Origin of the sequence: Streptomyces sp. 13-12-16, from assembly GCF_002114215.1 — a bacterium.
GTDB lineage: Bacteria > Actinomycetota > Actinomycetes > Streptomycetales > Streptomycetaceae > Streptomyces.
In genome coordinates, this window is record NZ_NCTE01000220.1 from 1 (window position 1) to 16448 (window position 16448).

The following is a 16448-nucleotide window of genomic DNA, read 5'->3' on the forward strand; positions in this document are numbered from 1 at the left end:
GTGCCGGTGGCGGCGGGGCCCCGTGCGCCCGCCTCGGGCGCCGGGTGCGCGGAGGCGGCCCAGGGCGGCTGGGAGCCGAGGTCCGTCCGCGTCCGCGCGTACGCCTCCGTCCGGGGCGTCACGATCCGCGCCAGTTCGGCCTCCACCTCCCGCGCCGTCGCCCGCAGGTCCGGATCCTTGGTGAGCAGCCCTCGCAGCACCGGCTCCAGCGCGCCCGCCCGCACCGGTGGACGCGGGTCCTCCATGACCGCGGCGGTGACCGAGGCCAGCGGGGACTCCCGGTCGAAGGGACCGCGCCCCTCCACCGCGTGGTAGAGCGTGCAGCCCAGCGAGAACAGGTCGGCCGCGGGGGTGGGCGGACCGCCGGTGGCCCGCTCCGGCGCCAGGTAGCCCGCCGTGCCGACCAGCGCGGACGCCATCGTGTACCGCGTCTCCCCGGTGTCCGGCCGCACCGAGATGCCGTAGTCGGTGAGCAGCACCCGTCCGTACGGCGATCCGGTGCGGTCCGGTGCCAGCAGGATGTTCGCCGGTTTCACGTCCCGGTGCATCACGCCCCGCTCGTGCCCGGCGGTCAGCGCGTCCAGCACGGCCAGCCCGATCCGGGCGCACTCGGCGGGGGCGGGCGGACCGCTCCGGGCGAGCAGCTCCCGCAGATCGACGGCGCCCGCCACGTACTCCATGACGATCCACGGCAGCCCCTCGTGCTCCAGCACGTCGTGCACGGTCACCACATGGGGGTGACCGCGCAGACCGGCCGCGTGCCGGGCCTCGGCGCGCGCCCGGGCGACCCGGGCCTCCCGCTCCTGGCCGGGCTCGGCCGGGTCGCCGAACACGATCTCCTTCAGCGCGACCTCGCACGCGAGTCGCTGGTCGTGGGCGAGCCAGACGTGCCCCATGCCGCCGCTGCCCAGCCGGCGCAGCAGCAGATAGCGGCCGGCGATGACCCGGCCCACTCCCGACGTCGGTGATGAGGACATCCGGTCACTCCCGGGTCCGGCGGGGGCGCTCGGCGGGGGCGCTCGTGGTGGGTGCTTCGGGGGTGGCGGGCGCGCTCGTGGCCGGAGCGCCGCTCGCGGGTCCGCCGGTGGGCGGCGGGGGAGTGGTGCGGGGAGGCGCGGAGGTGGTCCCGGGGGTTTCCGGAGGCGCGGAGCGCGTGGAGGGCGGTGGGCCGGACGGGATGCCCGGCGGAGGCGGCGGTGCCGAGTCGGCCGGCGTGGACGGGGCTTTTGGCGTCCCGCTCGGCGACGCCGGCCGCTCGGACCTCGACGGGCCGGAGGACGGCGCGGATGGCGAGGACGGGGATGAGGGGGAGGACGGCGAGGACGGGGATGCGGGACTCGTCGTCGGCCGCGACGACTCCGGGTCCGGGGGAGTGGTCCCGCCACCGGCCGGACTCCGGTCCTTCACCACGCTCAGCGTGACGTGCGTCCCGAACCGCAGCTCGGCCCCGGCGGCCGGATCGGACGCCGTGACCCGTGCACCGTCCGGCGGCACGCCCTCCCCGTCGTACGCGACCGCCAGCCCCCGTCCGGCCAGCCGTCGGCCCGCCTCACCGAACGTGGTGCCGATGAGGGACGGCACCGCCTGCCGCCTCCTCGTGTCGAAGGCGGTGTCCTCCTCGCCCGTCGTCCCCACGGGACGCTCGATGCCCCGGTCGGGGTCCTCCACGTCGACGAGGGCGATCCGCTCCAGTTCGTGGGACGCGGGCCGTACGACCACGACCTCGGAACGGTCGTACCCCTTCCACTGTTCGTTTCCGTCGTCGAACGAGACGGAAATCCTGTTCTTGTCCCCCTCGAAGGGCCGCAGCGGATTTCCGCACGAGCACTTCACCGCCGGCGTCCCCTGCTCGTCGACCAGAATCGCGATTCCCGCCTGAAGCAGTGCGTCGAAGGGAACAGCTTTTCCCTTTTCGTAGTCGTGGTTCCGCACCAGAGTGTCGTGACGCAGGAGAACGGGGGTGAGCCCGTCGAGATACTCCGGTATCCCGTCCGTACGGAGATCCAGCGCCCCGGCCCAGGCACGTGCCTTGCGGTCGTTGCGCGGCTCGGCGAGATACCGCTTCAAATGCTCGACGTCGCAGATCGCCGCCTCGTCGGTGCCCCCGTACAGACCGGGCGTGTCCCCCTGCTGAAGGCCGCCGTGAGCGGGCCGCGACCGCACGTCGGCGTCCCGCCCGAGTCCACTGCGCTCGTCGAAGAACGGCGCCAGGGAGGCGGCCCCCGCGGCCACCGCCTTCACGTCGAACAAAGGTGCGCTCGAATCGCACCCACTGGCGAAAAGAAGTAATAACGACAGGACGGCGATCTTCCGAACCACCGCTTTCCCCGCCCTGAGCGTGAACGCGCGAAGTGCCATCACCGCTCCCCCCTGCGGTTCCCCCGACGCATTCATGCTACCGGTGGAAAATCCCCGTTCAAGGGGACCGGGGAGACGGTGAACTCAGTTCCCGCGTGCGTTCAGTGAGGCCAGGTAGGCGTTGTACGCCTCGAGTTCCTTGTCCCCGTCCCGGTCGGCGGCACGGTCCTCGCGCCTGGCCTGCCGCTGGTCCGAGGCGTACCACTGGAACAGCAGCGCGAGCAGCACCAGCACGGAGGGGACCTCACTGAACGCCCAGGCGATACCGCCGGCCGCGTTCTGGTCCGACAGCGCGTCGACGGCGAGCGAGCCGGGCGGGTTCTCGAAGGTCGTGACCATCGGCGTCGACGCCATCATCAGCGCGATGCCGAAGAACGCGTGGAACGGCATGCCCGCGAACAGCTCCAGCATCCGCATCAGATACCCCGGCCGGTGCGGCCCCGGGTCCACCCCCATGATCGGCCAGAAGAAGACCAGGCCGACGGCGAGGAAGTGCACCATCATCGCGATGTGCCCCACCTTGGAGCCCATCAGGAAGTCGAACAGCGGGGTGAAGTACAGGCCGTACAGGCTCGCGATGAACAGGGGGATGGTGAACACCGGGTGGGTGACGACCCGCATGTAGCGGCTGTGCAGCAGCATCAGCAGCAGCTCGCGCGGCCCCTTCCGGCCCCGCCCGGCCGGCGGCAGCGCGCGCAGGGCCAGGGTGATCGGGGCGCCGAGCAGGATCAGGATCGGCGACACCATGCTGATCACCATGTGCTGCACCATGTGCACGCTGAACATGACCATGCCGTAGTCGTTCAGCCTGGTGCACATCATGAGCCCGATGCTCAGCACACCGACGACGAACGCGACGGTCCGCCCCACCGGCCACTTGTCACCGCGCCGCACCAGCCGGGCCACACCCCAGCCGTACAGCGCCAGCCCCAGCAGGCAGGCGACGAGGAAGAAGGGGTCCGCCGACCAGCCGAGCCCTCGCCCCAGCGTGAACGGCGGCAGATCCATGGTCATGCCGTGCCCGCCGTGATCCATCCACCGGCTCCTGTTTCGTGGGGGTTGTACGCAGTCTGTCCGCACCAGAGTAGAACCGCCCCCGGCGACTCATGTCACCGGGGGCGGTGGAGCGCCCCGAAGGGGCGCGGGGCCGTATCGACGTGCGGCTCCGCGGCGTGGGCGCGATCAACCACTCACGGCCCGCGCTCCGCGACTCACCTCACGGACCGGGCCGGACCCTGCACTCAGAGAACACACTCCGCTTCCGCGTAGCGTTCCTCCGGCACCGTCTTCAGCGTCTCGACCGCCTCGGCGAGCGGGACCATCACGATGTCCGTCCCCCGCAGCGCGGTCATCCGTCCGAACTCCCCCCGGTGCACCGCCTCCACCGCGTGCCACCCGAACCGCGTGGCCAGCACCCGGTCGTACGCCGTGGGCGTCCCCCCGCGCTGCACATGCCCGAGGATCACCGGCCGCGCCTCCTTGCCGAGCCGAGACTCCAGCTCCAGGGAGAGCTGCCGCGCGATGCCGGCGAACCGCTCGTGGCCGTAGACGTCCTTGCCGCCCTCGTCGAAGTCCATGGTCCCGGCCTTCGGCTTGGCCCCCTCCGCGGCGACCACGATCGCGAACCGCTTGCCGGCCGAGAACCGCGCGCCGACCTTCGCGGTCAGCTCGTCGATGTCGAAGGGCCGTTCGGGTACGACGACGGCGTGCGCGCCGGCCGCCATGCCGGAGTGCAGCGCGATCCAGCCCGTGTGCCGGCCCATGACCTCGACGATCAGCACCCGCTGGTGCGACTCGGCGGTGGTCTTCAGCCGGTCCAGGGCCTCGGTCGCCACGCCGACGGCCGTGTCGAAGCCGAAGGTGACGTCGGTGACGGCGATGTCGTTGTCGATGGTCTTCGGCACGCCCACTATCGGCAGGCCGTTGTCCGACAGCAGCCGGGCCGCCTTCAGCGTGCCCTCACCGCCGATCGGGATGATCGCGTCGAGGCCGAGCTCCCGGACGTGCCCCTTGGCCCGCTCCACGCCGTCCCGCAGATGCTCGGGACGGACCCGGGAGGAGCCGAGGATGGTGCCGCCGCGGGTGAGGATGCCGCTCACGGCGTCGAGGTCGAGCTTGAGGTAGTCGCACTCCAGGAGGCCCTTCCAGCCGTCCCGGAAGCCGATGACCTCGTCGCCGTGGTCGACGACGGCACGGTGCACGACGGACCGGATGACGGCGTTCAGGCCGGGGCAGTCGCCGCCGGACGTGAGGACACCAATGCGCATAGCCCGAAACAACCTTCTCGAAGTGGGCCGGGACCGGACCGCGTTGTCCGGCTCGATCTCCGCCACCCTAGCCGCTCCGGGGGGCGGGGCCGCACCTGGCGTCCGCCTGCTGGACGACCCCGCTCACCTGTGCGGACCAGCCGCCAGACGGGCCGGTCGCGCCGGGGTGACAGGGGGCCGTCCGCAGGCGGACGGAGACTCACGCGGGCTGCTGCTGCGCCGCCGCGATGCGCTCGCCGCGCAGCGCCTCGTACCAGCGGTCGTCGGTCGGCGGCAGCGCGTTGACGTCGAGCGCCAGCTTCAGCAGCAGGTCCGCGATCTGCGGGTTGCGGGCCAGCACCGGACCGTGCATGTACGTGCCGAAGACGGTCTCGTTGAACGCGCCCTCCGTGCCGTCCCCGGTGCCGTTGCCGTTGCCGAAGCGCACCTGGGCGAGCGGGCGGGCCGAGGGACCCAGGTGGGTGACGCCCTGGTGGTTCTCGAACCCGGTCAGCGGGGGCAGGCCCAGCTGCGGGTTGACGTCCCCCAGCACGTCGCCCACGCACCGGGCACCCTCACCGCGTACCGAGACCACGTCGAGCAGGCCGAGACCGGGCTCGCGCTGGCCGAGGTCGTTGATGAACTCGTGGCCGAGGATCTGGTAGCCGGCGCAGACCGAGAAGACGATCGCGCCGTTCCCCACCGCCCGCTGCAGACCGCCGTCCCGGCGCAGCCGCTCGGCGGCCAGCCGCTGCGGACGGTCCTCGCCGCCGCCGATCAGGTAGATGTCACCGGAGGTCGGGATCGGCTGGTCGCTGCGCACGTCGAGCCGCGCCACGTCCAGGCCGCGCTGCCGCGCCCGGCGCTCCACGACGAGGACGTTGCCCTGGTCGCCGTAGGTGCTGAGCAGGTCCGGGTAGATCCACACGACCCGCAGCTGGTTGTCGCTCACTTCAAGTCCCCTGGGGTGTCGTTGTCAGTTGCCGACGCGGCGGCGCAGGTCCTGGAACGCGGTGTAGTTGGCGATGACCTCGATCCGGCCCGGCGGGCACAGCTGCACCGCCTGGTCGAGGTTCTCGCAGACCTGGAACTGCTGGTTCGCGACCTCCAGGCGCACCGCGAGGTCCAGCTTCCGGTCGCCGATGACGCAGATCGGGTGGCCGGTCAGCCGGGTGTAGTCGACGTCCCACAGCCAGGAGGTGTCGGTGCCGTCGGCGCCGCGCGCGTTCACCGAGAGGATCACCGGGGTGGGCGGCGGGTCGATCAGCGAGAACGTCTCCAGCCAGCCCGCGGGGTTCTTGGCGAGCAGCAGCCGCAGATCACGGCCCTCGAACTGGACCACGTCGTAGCGGCCGGCCACGGCCTGCACCTGGTACATGCGCTCCAGGGCGACCTGCGGCGGCACCCCGAAGACGGCGGCGACGGCCGCGGAGCTCGCGGCGTTGGCCTTGTTGGCGCGGCCCGGCAGCTGGAGGTGGATCGGCCAGGCGGAGCCGTGCGGGTCGAGCACGTGGTCGCCGGAGAGCGCCCAGCTCGGCGTCGGCCGGCGGAAGCCGCACTCGCTGCAGAACCAGTCGTCGCCCGGGCGCTGCATCACACCGCCGCAGGACGGGCAGGACCAGGCGTCGTCCTTCCACATCTGGCCGGCGGCGACCCAGATCACGTTGGGGGAGGAGGACGCGGCCCACACCACCAGCGGGTCGTCGGCGTTGGCGACGATCACGGCCTTGGAGCCGGCCAGGCCCTCGCGCCAGTTCTCCGCGAGCATCCGCGTCTCGGCGGCGCGGTCGAGCTGGTCGCGGGAGAGGTTGAGCAGTGCGATGCACTTGGGGTCGGTGTCCCGGGCGACGCCCGCGAGGTACTTCTCGTCGACCTCGATGACGCCGAACCTGGCGTCCGAGCCGCCGGCCAGCGCCGAGGTGATGCCGGCCGGCATGTTGGCGCCGAGCGCGTTGGAGACGACCGGGCCGGCGGCCTTGAGGGCCTCGGCGATGAGCCGGGTGGTGGTGGTCTTGCCGTTGGTCGCCGAGACCAGGGTCACGTCCAGGTGCTGCGCGAGCCGGGCGAGGAGATCGGGGTCGAGTTTGAGTGCCACCCGGCCGCCGATCACCGAACCGCTGCCGCGCCCGGCGGCGCGGGATGCCGCTGCGACCGCCTTGCCGGCGGTCACGGCCAGCTTGGCCCGCGGCGTGAGCGGGTCCGAGTTGCCTGCCATCAGTTCTCGATCCTCCTTGCGTACGCGCCGCGTCTGTGCCTGACGGCCACGTGGTGAGACCTCAGCCTATCGAGATCCGTTCGCACTCCAGAACCGCGGCACCATCGTGAGACGGGCGTTGCTGGGAGGACCGTACTCTGACGGGCATGCGACAAGGCTCCATCCCCGGCGTCCACGGACGTGTACGGCCCCTCACCCTGCTCGGCGACCCGGTGCTGCACGCGCCCTGCCGGGAGGTCACCGGCTTCGGTCCGGAACTCGCACGCCTGGTGGACGACTTGTTCGCCACGATGTACGCGGCGCAGGGCGTGGGCCTGGCCGCCAACCAGATCGGCGAGCCGCTCAGGGTGTTCGTCTACGACTGTCCGGACGACGAGGACGTCCGGCACCTGGGTCACGTGGTGAACCCGCGGCTGGTGGAGACGGACGGGGTGGTGGTGCGCGGCCCCGAGGGCTGTCTGTCCCTGCCCGGCCTGGAGGCGGGGACGGAGCGGTACGACCACGCGGTCGTCGAGGGCTTCACGGTGGCCGGCGAGCCGGTCACCGTCCACGGCACGGGTTTCTTCGCCCGGTGCCTGCAGCACGAGTGCGACCATCTGGAGGGCCGGATCTACGCCGACCGCCTGACGGGCCGGCGCCACCGGAAACTGATGCGCCAGGTGGCCCGGGCCTCCTGGCGCAGGGCGGACTGAACGCCTCGGGGACGCGGGGCCGCGTCGGGGCGCGGCTCCGCCGCGCGGGTGCGACCGGCCGCACACGACCCCCGCACGACCTGTGAGGATCAGAACCCCGGCCCCCCGACCTTGTCCCCCGCCGCCGCGAGGCGCCCCCACAGCAGATCGGCCAGACTGCGCACCAACTCCGCCCGTGAGCAGGGCCGTTCGCCCAGCCACCAGTCGCCGGCCGCGTGCATCATGCCGACGATGCCGTGCCCCCACACCCGGGCCAGCCGCTGACCGTCCGGCCCGAGGTCCAGCCGTTCCCCGATGACCTGGGCCAGCTCCTCGCCCATCCGGCGCAGCAGCGGCGCCGAGTGCTTGCCGACGTCGAAGCCCTGGTCGCTCTGCGACTCCTCCGCCGGGTGCATCAGGAACCGGTACACCTGGGGCCGTGCCTCGATCGCCGAGAGGTAGGTGTCCAGGGTGGCCTCGACCCGTTCGCGCCGGTCCGCCGGGGCGTCCAGGGCGGCCCGCAGCGAGTCCAGCAGTGCGTCGGTGTGCCGTTTGGCCAGGGCGGCGTAGAGTCCTCCCTTGTCACCGAAGTGCCGGTAGAGGATCGGCTTGGTGATGCCCGCCTCGGCGGCGATCGCGTTCATCGAGGCCCCCGGGCCGTCGCGCAGCACCACCCGGTCGGCGGCCTCCAGCAGTTCGCGCCGGCGTCGGTCGGCGGACCGCTGCTGATCGGTCCGCTGCGTGGTGTTCATGAGCTCTCCCCACCCGTGCTGATTCGGTGACGCCTGCGCAAACTAACACTGAAGGCGATCCGGTCATCGAACGGGATGCCGACCGGCCCTGGGGAGTTGACTTTCCCTACCCACCGGTAACAGACTCGAGGTTACCGCAAGTAACACGCACATGCGTCGCCGCTGGAGGGGACATGGCCGAGTTCACCATGGAGCTCAACGACGAACAGAAGGAGGTGCGGGACTGGCTGCACGGCTTCGCCGCCGATGTGATCCGCCCCGCGGCCGCCGAATGGGACGAGCGTGAGGAGACCCCCTGGCCGGTCATCCAGGAGGCCGCCAAGGTCGGCATCTACTCCCTGGACTTCTACGCCCAGCAGTACTTCGACGCGACCGGCCTCGGCATCCCCATGGCCATGGAGGAGCTCTTCTGGGGCGACGCCGGCATCGCCCTGTCGATCGTCGGCACCGGCCTGGCCGCCGTCGGCGTCCTCGCCAACGGCACCGAGGAGCAGATCGGCACCTGGATCCCCCAGATGTACGGCGACGCCAACGACGTCAAGGTCGCCGCGTTCTGCTCCTCCGAGCCCGACGCCGGCTCCGACGTGGCCTCGATGCGCACCCGCGCGGTGTACGACGAGGCCAAGGACGAGTGGGTGATCAACGGCACCAAGACCTGGGCGACCAACGGCGGCATCGCCAACGTGCACGTCGTGGTCGCGGTCGTCGACCCGGACCTCGGCTCCAAGGGCCACGCCTCCTTCATCATCCCGCCCGGCACCCCCGGCTGCTCCCAGGGCCAGAAGTTCAAGAAGCACGGCATCCGCGCCTCGCACACCGCCGAGGTCATCCTGGACGACGTGCGCGTCCCCGGCTCCTGCCTGCTCGGGGGCAAGGAGAAGCTGGACGAGCGCCTCGCCCGCGCCCGCGAGAAGGCGAAGCAGGGCGGTGAGCGCGTGAAGAACGCCGCGATGGCCACCTTCGAGGCCTCCCGCCCCGCCGTCGGCGCCATGGCGGTGGGCACCGCCCGCGCGGCGTACGAGGTCGCCCTCGACTACGCGACCACGCGCGAGCAGTTCGGCCGTCCGATCATCGACAACCAGGGCGTCGCCTTCCAGCTCGCCGACATGCGCACCCAGATCGACGCCGCCCGCCTGCTGGTGTGGCGCGCCTCCTGGATGGCGATCAACGGCAAGCCGTTCACGGCGGCCGAGGGCTCGATGTCCAAGCTGTTCGCCAGCGAGACGGCCAAGAAGGTCACCGCCCAGGCCATACAGATCCTCGGCGGCAACGGCTACACCCGCGAGTACCCGGTGGAGCGCATGCACCGCGACGCAGCGATCTACACCATCTTCGAGGGCACGAGCGAGATCCAGCGCCTGGTGATCGCCCGCACCCTGTCGGGCATGCCCATCCGCTGAGGCCGGCCACCCGGACGACCCGGCGGTGCGGACGGCACCGCCGGGTTACCCCTGCCCCGCTCCCGGGAAAGGCTCGTGCGTGACCGACGCGACGGAGGACGCGATGACCCGCACCGCCCGGGAACTGCTGGAGACGACCACCGGGGAACTCGCCCCCGACCCGGGGTCCAACCCCCTGGTCCCCCTGATCGCCCGCGGCGAGGCCGACCGGGCCGTCCTGGCCGCGCTCGCCCTGGAACAGCGCCGGGTGATCCCGGCGGACCGCCGTGCCTTCCTGCACCTGGCGGAACGGGCCGACCCGAAGTCGGCCGCGTACTTCACCGCCCTGGCCGAGGGCGAGAACCTGGCGGCGGAACACCTGGAGGCGTTCACGACCGCGTGCGGCGTGGACGAGACCCGGGCGAACGCGTACGCCCCCCTGCCGGGCTGCCAGTCCTACCCCGCGTACGTCGCCTGGCTGGCCCTCAACGCGAACCCGTCCGACGCGGTCCTGGCCCTGACGGCGAACTTCTCGGCCTGGGGCGGCTACTGCGCGACGATCGCGAAGGCCCTGCGCACCCACTACGGCTTCACGGACGGGTCCTGCGCCTTCTTCGACTTCTTCGCGGAGCCGTCCCCCGACCTGGACCGCATGGCCACCGAGGCGGTCCGGTCAGCTCTGGACGAGGGCCGCCTGGACGAGAACCGCGCCCACGAGCACGCCCGCCTGCTCCAGGCGTACGAGGCGATGTTCTGGACGGCGTTGGCGCGGCACGCCTGAAGGGGCGCGGGGCCGTTTCGACGTGCGGCCCCACCGCGTGGGCGCGATCGGCCACGACGCACCCGCGCCCGGCTATGACGCGCCCCCACTGCTGTGGGCGATGCACGCGACGTCGATCCGGTCGGCGAGCTTCGCGAGCTCGATGGTCAACGCGGCCACCGTGTCCTCGTCGAGCCCGTCCTCCCCCGCCTCGACGAGCCGGACCCACCGCCCACCCACCGTACGCAGCAGCTTGCTGACATCGGCGGCGGAAACCTGGAGGGTCCCGCGGTCGTCGACGATCAGAGGCAGAGTCACTTCGCGGTTCACAGTCGGGATCGTAACCGCGCGGACATCACGCACCCTGCCAAACCGTGGTGATGTTGCAGAACTCGCGGATTCCGTGCCCGGACAGCTCACGCCCGTACCCCGACCGCTTCACCCCGCCGAACGGGAACGCCGGATGGGACGCCGTCATCCCGTTCACGTACACACTGCCAGCCTCCAGATCCCGTACGAACCGGTCGACCTCGGCCTCGTCGCGGGTCCAGACGTTGGAACTCAGCCCGAAGTCGGTGTCGTTGGCGATCAGGACCGCCTCGTCGATGTCCGCCGCGCGGTACAGCGTGGCGACCGGGCCGAAGGCCTCCTCGCGGTGGATGCGCATCTCCCGGCCGATGCCGGCCAGGACGGTCGGCGGGTAGAACCAGCCGGGTCCGTCGGGGCGCTCGCCGCCGCACAGCACGGTGGCGCCCGCGCGTACGGCGTCGCCGACCAGTTCCTCCAGGTCGCTGCGGCCCTTCTCGCTGGAGAGGGGGCCGACGTCGGTCTCCTCGTCCATCGGGTCGCCGACCTTCAGCGCCTTCATGCCCGCGACGAAGCGTTCGGCGAAAGCGTCGTAGACGTCCGTGTGCACGATGAACCGCTTGGCGGCGATGCAGGACTGCCCCGTGTTCTGCGTCCGCGCGGTGACCGCGATCTCGGCGGCCCGGTCCAGGTCGGCGGAGGGCATGACCACGTACGGGTCGCTGCCGCCCAGCTCCAGCACCGTCTTCTTGATCATCTCCCCGGCGGTGGAGGCGACCGCGCGGCCCGCGGGCTCGCTGCCGGTGAGGGTGGCCGCCTTCACCCGCTCGTCCCGCAGGATGTCGTCGACCGCGGCGGAGCCGATGAGCAGGGTCTGGAAGCAGCCCTCGGTGAAGCCCGCGCGGTGGAACAGGTCCTCCAGGTACAGGGCGGTCTGCGGCACGTTCGAGGCGTGCTTGAGCAGGCCCACGTTGCCCGCCATCAGCGCGGGCGCGGCGAACCGCACCACCTGCCACAGCGGGAAGTTCCACGGCATCACGGCGAGCACCGGGCCGAGCGGCCGGTAGCGCACCAGGACCCGGGAGGCGCCGGAGTCCTTCACGTCGGAGGCGTCGGGCTCCTCGTCGGCGAGGAGTTCCGCCGCGTGGTCGGCGTACCAGTGCATCGCCTTGGCGCACTTCGCGGCCTCCGCGCGGGCCTGCCTGACCGGCTTGCCCATCTCCGTGGTGATCACCCGGCCGATGGACTCCTGGTCCTCGTCGAGGATCTCGGCGGCCCGGTGCATCAGACGGGCACGCTCCTCGAAGGTCGTCGTCCGGTACGTCCGGAACGTGGCCTCCGCGAGCTGGATCCGGTGCCCGATCTCCTCCTCGTCCATGGGGTGGTACGTCTTGACCGTCTCGCCGTTCGCCGGGTTCACCGTGGCGATGTGCATCGCTGACCTCCCTGGGGCGGGCTGTGCTTCTCGACCTTCCCGCGCGGTGGTGGGCGGCGCAACGCGGGAGGTCTCCTCAGGGCGAGTGCTCCGCCAGGCGGTCGAGAAACGCGGTCTGCGCGCCGACGATCACCTCGCGGGCCCGGTCCAGGGGGAACCACGCCACCCGGTCCAGCTCCGGGAACTCCCGGACCCGCCCCGACCTCGGCGGCCACTCCATCTCGAACGTGCCGGGGACGACCGTCACCGGGTCGAGGTCGGCCTCGACCGCCCAGGCCGTGACGGTCTTCCCGCCGGACTGCCGGACCTCCCCGAGCGGCAGCGCCTCCCCGTCCGGCGGCGGCAGCCCCAGCTCCTCCCGGAACTCGCGCCGCGCCGCCTCCCAGGCCGGCTCGCCGGGGTCGTACTCGCCCTTCGGCACGGTCCACGCCCCGGTCTCCCGCCGGGCGAAGAACGGGCCACCCATATGACCGAGCAACACCTCGACGCCCTGACCGGTGCGCCGGAACAACAGCAGCCCGGCGCTCCGGGCGCCCCTCACGGCCGTACCCCGGGGTGTGCGGCGAGCAGGGCCTCGACCGTGTCCGCCTCCTCGGGGTGCTTGTCCTCGCGGTAGCGGATCACGCGGGCGAACCGGAGGGCGACGCCGGCCGGGTAGCGGGTGGAGCGCTGGAGGCCGTCGTAGGCGATCTCCACGACGAGTTCGGGGCGCACCGTCACGACGTGTCCGCTCTCGTCGACCGCCAGCTCCCGCAGCCGCTCGGTCTGCCAGGCCAGCATCGTGTCGGTCAGGCCCTTGAAGGTCTTGCCGAGCATGGCGAAGCCGCCGTCGGCGGTGCGGGCGCCCAGGTGCAGGTTGGAGAGCTTCCCGGTGCGGCGGCCGTGGCCCCACTCGGCGGCCAGCACCACCAGGTCGAGCGTGTGGACGGGCTTGACCTTCAGCCAGGACGCGCCGCGCCGGCCCGCGCTGTAGGGGGCGTCCAGGCCCTTGGCCACGACGCCCTCGTGGCCGCGCTCCAGCGTCTCGGCGAGGAACCCCTCCGCCGCGCCCAGGTCCCCGGGCCCCGACACCAGGGTGCGCCGCACCCGCATGGGCTCCGGAACCAGCCGGGCCAGCTCCGCGTGGCGCTCGGTGAACGGCAGGTCCAGCAGATCGCGGCCGTCGACGGAGAGCGCGTCGAAGAAGACGGGGGAGACGGGGACCTCCCGTGCGGCCGTGGTCACGTCCACCCGGGAGCCGACCCGTCCGGCGGTCTCCTGGAACGAGCGGGGGCGGCCGTCCTCGCCGAAGGAGATGACCTCCCCGTCCAGGATGAACCGGTCGCCCCGCAACCCCCGTGCCGCCGCCGTCACTTCCGGCAGCCGGCTCGTGATGTCGTCGAGGGTGCGGGTGTGCACGCGCACGGTGTCCCCGTCGCGGTGCACCTGGACGCGGATGCCGTCCAGCTTCTCCTCGACCGCGCAGGCCCCCAGCTTCTCCACCGCCTCCGCGACCGAGGAGGCGCTGTGCGCCAGCATCGGCAGCACCGGCCGGCCCACGGTCAGCCGGAACCGCTCCAGCGCCCCGGGGCCGTCCGCCAGCAGCGCCTCGGCCACCGACTGGAGCGAACCGGCCAGCATCACCGCCCGCCGCACACCGTCCGGCGGCGCCCCCGTCGCCCGCGCCAGCCCCTCCACCGCGACCGCGTCCAGGGCGCCCTGCCGGACCTCGCCGGTGAGCAGCCCGGACAGGAACCGCTGCTCGTCCTCGGTGGACGCGCCCAACAGCTCGCCGACCAGGCGGGCCCGCTCGGCCTGCGATCCCGGACCGGACACCTCGCCGAGCGCGGTGAGCAGCGCGTCGACCTCGCGCACCGTCAGGGACGGCTCGGCGGCGGGGGCGACCGGACGGCTCAGCACCTTCCAGCCGACCCCGATGCGGCCCTGCGGCAGCCGGCCGGCCAGATAGGGGATGACGACCGGCACGTCGTCCGCCTCCGCCTCCCGGAACAGTCCGGCGAGCAGATCGATCTTCCGGGACCGCGCCGAGGCGGCGGCGACCTCCTGGGACACACGGGCCAGCCGGGACAGCAGCATGCAGTCATAGTGCTCCGGAGACGGGCGCTCCACACCCCGGCCGTCCGGCGGCTACCCGTTCACCGCGGCGTCCAGGCCGGTCATCAGGAGGTCCCCGACGATCGCGGCCGCCGCGCGGTAGCCGCCGCTCGCCGCGTGCACCACCTGCTCGGCGAAGCCGATCGCGTTGCCCGCCGCCCACACCCCGGGCACCGTGGTCAGGCCGGTCGGGTCGATCACCGGGTACGTGCCGAACGGGGTCTCGTTCATCTCGGCGCCCAGCGCCTCCAGCAAGGACGTCTGCGGCGCCGGGCGCGGCCCGACGAAGAGCACGGAGCGGGCGTGGGTGGTGCCGTCGGCCAGCCGCACCCCGGTGAGCCGGTCGTCCTCGACCACCAGCTCCGCGACCTCACCGGGCACCACCTCGACCCCGGCGGCGGCCAGCCGGCGCAGGTCCGGGTCGGACAGTTCCTCCTCGGCGACCTCGTGCAGGAAGAAGATGACGTCCTTCGACCACTGGGACACCATCAGCGCCTGGTGCACGCTCATCGCGCTCGACGCGAGCACACCGAACGGCTCGTCGCGCACCTCCCAGCCGTGGCAGAACGGGCAGTGCAGCACGTCCCGCCCGAACCGCTCGGCGACCCCGGGAACCGCCGGCATCCCGTCCTTCAGCCCGGTGGCGACGACCAGCCGCCGGGCCCGTACGGCCGGTCCCGCGTCGAGCACGACGGTGAAGTCCCCGCCCCCGTCCCGGGTGACGTCCGTGACCCGGTCCCGGACGAGCTCCACGCCGTAGCGCGCGATCTCCTCCCGGCCCAGCGCCAGGAACTCGGCCGGTGCCATCCCGTCCCGGGACAGATAGCCCTGCATGTGCGACGAGGGCGCGTTGCGCGGTTCGCCCGCGTCGACGACCAGGGTGCGGCGCCGGGCCCGGCCGAGCACCAGTGCGGCGGAGAGTCCCGCCGCCCCGCCTCCGACGACGACCACGTCGTACGTCCCGCTTCCGAATGTCTCGTTCATCGTGACCACCTCCACCACGACGGTCGCCCGGACACTGCCGCATTGACAAACGACTTTGCCGAACCTGCAATACCGGTATGACTACGGACGACGTTCTCGCGGAAGTGGGCCCCCGGCTGCGGCGGATCAGGAAGGAGCGGGAGGTGACCCTCGCGGCGCTGTCCGAGGCGACCGGCATCTCCGTGAGCACCCTCTCCCGGCTGGAGTCCGGCCTGCGCAAGCCCAGTCTGGAACTGCTGCTGCCGATAGCGCAGGCCCACCAGGTGCCGCTGGACGAACTGGTCGGCGCGCCGCCGGTCGGCGATCCGCGCATCCGGGCCTCCGAGCCGATCGTGCGCTACGGCCGCACCCACTGGCCGCTCACCCGCCAGCCCGGCGGCCTCCAGGCGTACAAGGTGCTGGAGCCGAAGCGGCGGCTGGAACCGGAACCGCGCACCCACGAGGGCTACGAGTGGCTGTACGTGCTGTCCGGGAGGCTGCGGCTGGTGCTCGGCGAGCACGACGTGGTGCTGGCGGCGGGGGAGGCGGCCGAGTTCGACACGCGGGTGCCGCACTGGTTCGGGTCGACGGGGGAGGGGCCCGTGGAGTTCCTCAGCCTGTTCGGGCCGCAGGGGGAGCGGATGCACGTACGGGCGCGGCCCAAGCGGGGGTGACGGACGGGACCGTTCCCTATCCGGTGCCCCTTCCTGGCGTCTCTTCCCGGTGTCCCTTCCCAGGGGGCAAGCGACCGCTTAGTATGCGGTGGACCCGGTCAGGCGAACACGACGTTCACGCTCCCGTGGAGGCCCCGCATGCAGGCATGGCAAGTGCACGAGCTCGGCGAGCCGGGCGAGGTGATGCGTCTCGCGGAGGTGGCGCGGCCGGCGCCCGCTGACGGGCAGGTCCTGCTGAAGGTGCGCGCCGCCAACGTCAACTTCCCGGACGCGCTGATGTGCCGGGGCCAGTACCAGGTCAGGCCGCCGCTGCCGTTCACCCCGGGCGTGGAGATCTGCGGCGAGACCGAGGACGGGCGCCGCGTGATCGCCAACCCCGCGCTGCCGTACGGCGGCTTCGCCGAGTACGCCGTCGCGGACGCCGCCGCGCTGCTGCCCGCGCCGGACGCGCTGGACGACGCCGAGGCCGCCGCCCTGCACATCGGCTACCAGACCGGCTGGTTCGGCCTGCACCGCAGGGCCGGTCTGGAGGCCGGCGAGACCCTGCTCGTGCACGCCGCCGCGGGAGGCGTCGGCAGCGCGGCCGTGCAGCTCG

Annotated in this window: 17 protein-coding genes; 5 read left to right on the top strand and 12 right to left on the bottom strand. The window is 72.5% G+C overall.

All coding sequences use genetic code 11. The features are described from left to right. From B7767_RS10010 to B7767_RS10035, 6 genes are all read right to left on the bottom strand, one after another. On the bottom strand, positions 1 to 977 hold a 977-nt coding region (locus B7767_RS10010), incomplete at its 3' end, for a serine/threonine-protein kinase (RefSeq protein ID WP_256923385.1). Positions 978 to 981: 4 nt separating this feature from the next. Beyond that, the gene (locus tag B7767_RS10015) at positions 982 to 2241 is read right to left on the bottom strand and encodes a PASTA domain-containing protein (protein WP_306297954.1); all 1260 of its coding nucleotides are present in this window, start codon (positions 2239 to 2241) and stop codon (positions 982 to 984) included. A 201-nt stretch (positions 2242 to 2442) separates the two neighbouring features. Next, positions 2443 to 3393, bottom strand: coding sequence for a cytochrome c oxidase assembly protein (locus B7767_RS10020; protein WP_085571884.1), 951 nt, complete (start codon positions 3391 to 3393; stop codon positions 2443 to 2445). A gap of 206 nt (positions 3394 to 3599) precedes the next feature. Next, entirely contained in the window at positions 3600 to 4625 is a 1026-nt protein-coding gene (locus tag B7767_RS10025; RefSeq protein ID WP_085571885.1) for a 6-phosphofructokinase, read from the bottom strand. A 199-nt stretch (positions 4626 to 4824) separates the two neighbouring features. Then, a complete protein-coding gene (locus B7767_RS10030) occupies positions 4825 to 5556 on the bottom strand; it encodes a type 1 glutamine amidotransferase (RefSeq protein WP_073934696.1) in 732 nt (243 codons plus the stop codon). 24 nt (positions 5557 to 5580) lie between these two features. Further along, positions 5581 to 6819: a MurT ligase domain-containing protein gene (locus B7767_RS10035; RefSeq protein WP_030865523.1), complete on the bottom strand. Its 1239-nt coding sequence runs from the start codon at positions 6817 to 6819 to the stop codon at positions 5581 to 5583. A gap of 146 nt (positions 6820 to 6965) precedes the next feature. Here B7767_RS10035 and def point away from each other — a divergent pair, with 146 nt between their 5' ends. Beyond that, positions 6966 to 7511 (top strand): peptide deformylase, encoded by a 546-nt coding sequence (def, locus tag B7767_RS10040; protein WP_085571886.1) that lies wholly within the window; start codon positions 6966 to 6968, stop codon positions 7509 to 7511. 89 nt (positions 7512 to 7600) lie between these two features. On the opposite strand, the gene B7767_RS10045 is transcribed toward def, so the two are convergent. After that, the gene (locus tag B7767_RS10045) at positions 7601 to 8242 is read right to left on the bottom strand and encodes a TetR family transcriptional regulator (RefSeq protein ID WP_073934699.1); all 642 of its coding nucleotides are present in this window, start codon (positions 8240 to 8242) and stop codon (positions 7601 to 7603) included. A 173-nt stretch (positions 8243 to 8415) separates the two neighbouring features. On the opposite strand from B7767_RS10045, the gene B7767_RS10050 reads away from it, so the two are divergent. Together B7767_RS10050 and B7767_RS10055 are read left to right on the top strand one after the other, a co-directional pair. Then, complete coding sequence (locus B7767_RS10050) at positions 8416 to 9642, top strand: acyl-CoA dehydrogenase family protein (protein WP_085571887.1); 1227 nt, start codon at positions 8416 to 8418, stop codon at positions 9640 to 9642. Positions 9643 to 9745: 103 nt separating this feature from the next. After that, positions 9746 to 10402 carry a transcriptional regulator gene (locus B7767_RS10055; RefSeq protein WP_107485951.1) on the top strand — a complete coding sequence of 219 codons (657 nt, stop codon included), beginning with the start codon at positions 9746 to 9748 and terminating at the stop codon, positions 10400 to 10402. Positions 10403 to 10474: 72 nt separating this feature from the next. Here the strand turns inward: B7767_RS10055 and B7767_RS10060 are convergent, their stop codons facing one another. The 5 genes from B7767_RS10060 to B7767_RS10080 all read right to left on the bottom strand — a co-directional run bounded on the left by B7767_RS10060 (position 10475) and on the right by B7767_RS10080 (position 15200). Then, the gene (locus B7767_RS10060; RefSeq protein WP_073934852.1) at positions 10475 to 10711 is read right to left on the bottom strand and encodes a DUF6213 family protein; all 237 of its coding nucleotides are present in this window, start codon (positions 10709 to 10711) and stop codon (positions 10475 to 10477) included. 25 nt (positions 10712 to 10736) lie between these two features. After that, a complete protein-coding gene (locus B7767_RS10065; RefSeq protein ID WP_085571889.1) occupies positions 10737 to 12122 on the bottom strand; it encodes an NADP-dependent succinic semialdehyde dehydrogenase in 1386 nt (461 codons plus the stop codon). Between the two features lie 76 nt (positions 12123 to 12198). Further along, positions 12199 to 12663 carry an NUDIX domain-containing protein gene (locus tag B7767_RS10070; protein WP_085571890.1) on the bottom strand — a complete coding sequence of 155 codons (465 nt, stop codon included), beginning with the start codon at positions 12661 to 12663 and terminating at the stop codon, positions 12199 to 12201. Next, the gene (locus B7767_RS10075) at positions 12660 to 14198 is read right to left on the bottom strand and encodes an ATP-dependent DNA ligase (protein WP_085571891.1); all 1539 of its coding nucleotides are present in this window, start codon (positions 14196 to 14198) and stop codon (positions 12660 to 12662) included. The genes B7767_RS10070 and B7767_RS10075 overlap by 4 nt, the downstream gene beginning before the upstream one ends. Positions 14199 to 14249: 51 nt before the next feature. Beyond that, positions 14250 to 15200 carry an NAD(P)/FAD-dependent oxidoreductase gene (locus B7767_RS10080; RefSeq protein WP_085571892.1) on the bottom strand — a complete coding sequence of 317 codons (951 nt, stop codon included), beginning with the start codon at positions 15198 to 15200 and terminating at the stop codon, positions 14250 to 14252. Between the two features lie 77 nt (positions 15201 to 15277). On the opposite strand from B7767_RS10080, the gene B7767_RS10085 reads away from it, so the two are divergent. Both B7767_RS10085 and B7767_RS10090 read left to right on the top strand, forming a co-directional pair. Then, positions 15278 to 15853, top strand: coding sequence for a helix-turn-helix domain-containing protein (locus B7767_RS10085; RefSeq protein ID WP_085571893.1), 576 nt, complete (start codon positions 15278 to 15280; stop codon positions 15851 to 15853). Between the two features lie 138 nt (positions 15854 to 15991). After that, positions 15992 to 16448, top strand: a 457-nt coding sequence (locus tag B7767_RS10090; RefSeq protein WP_373408202.1) for an alcohol dehydrogenase catalytic domain-containing protein, incomplete at its 3' end; no start/stop codon positions are given.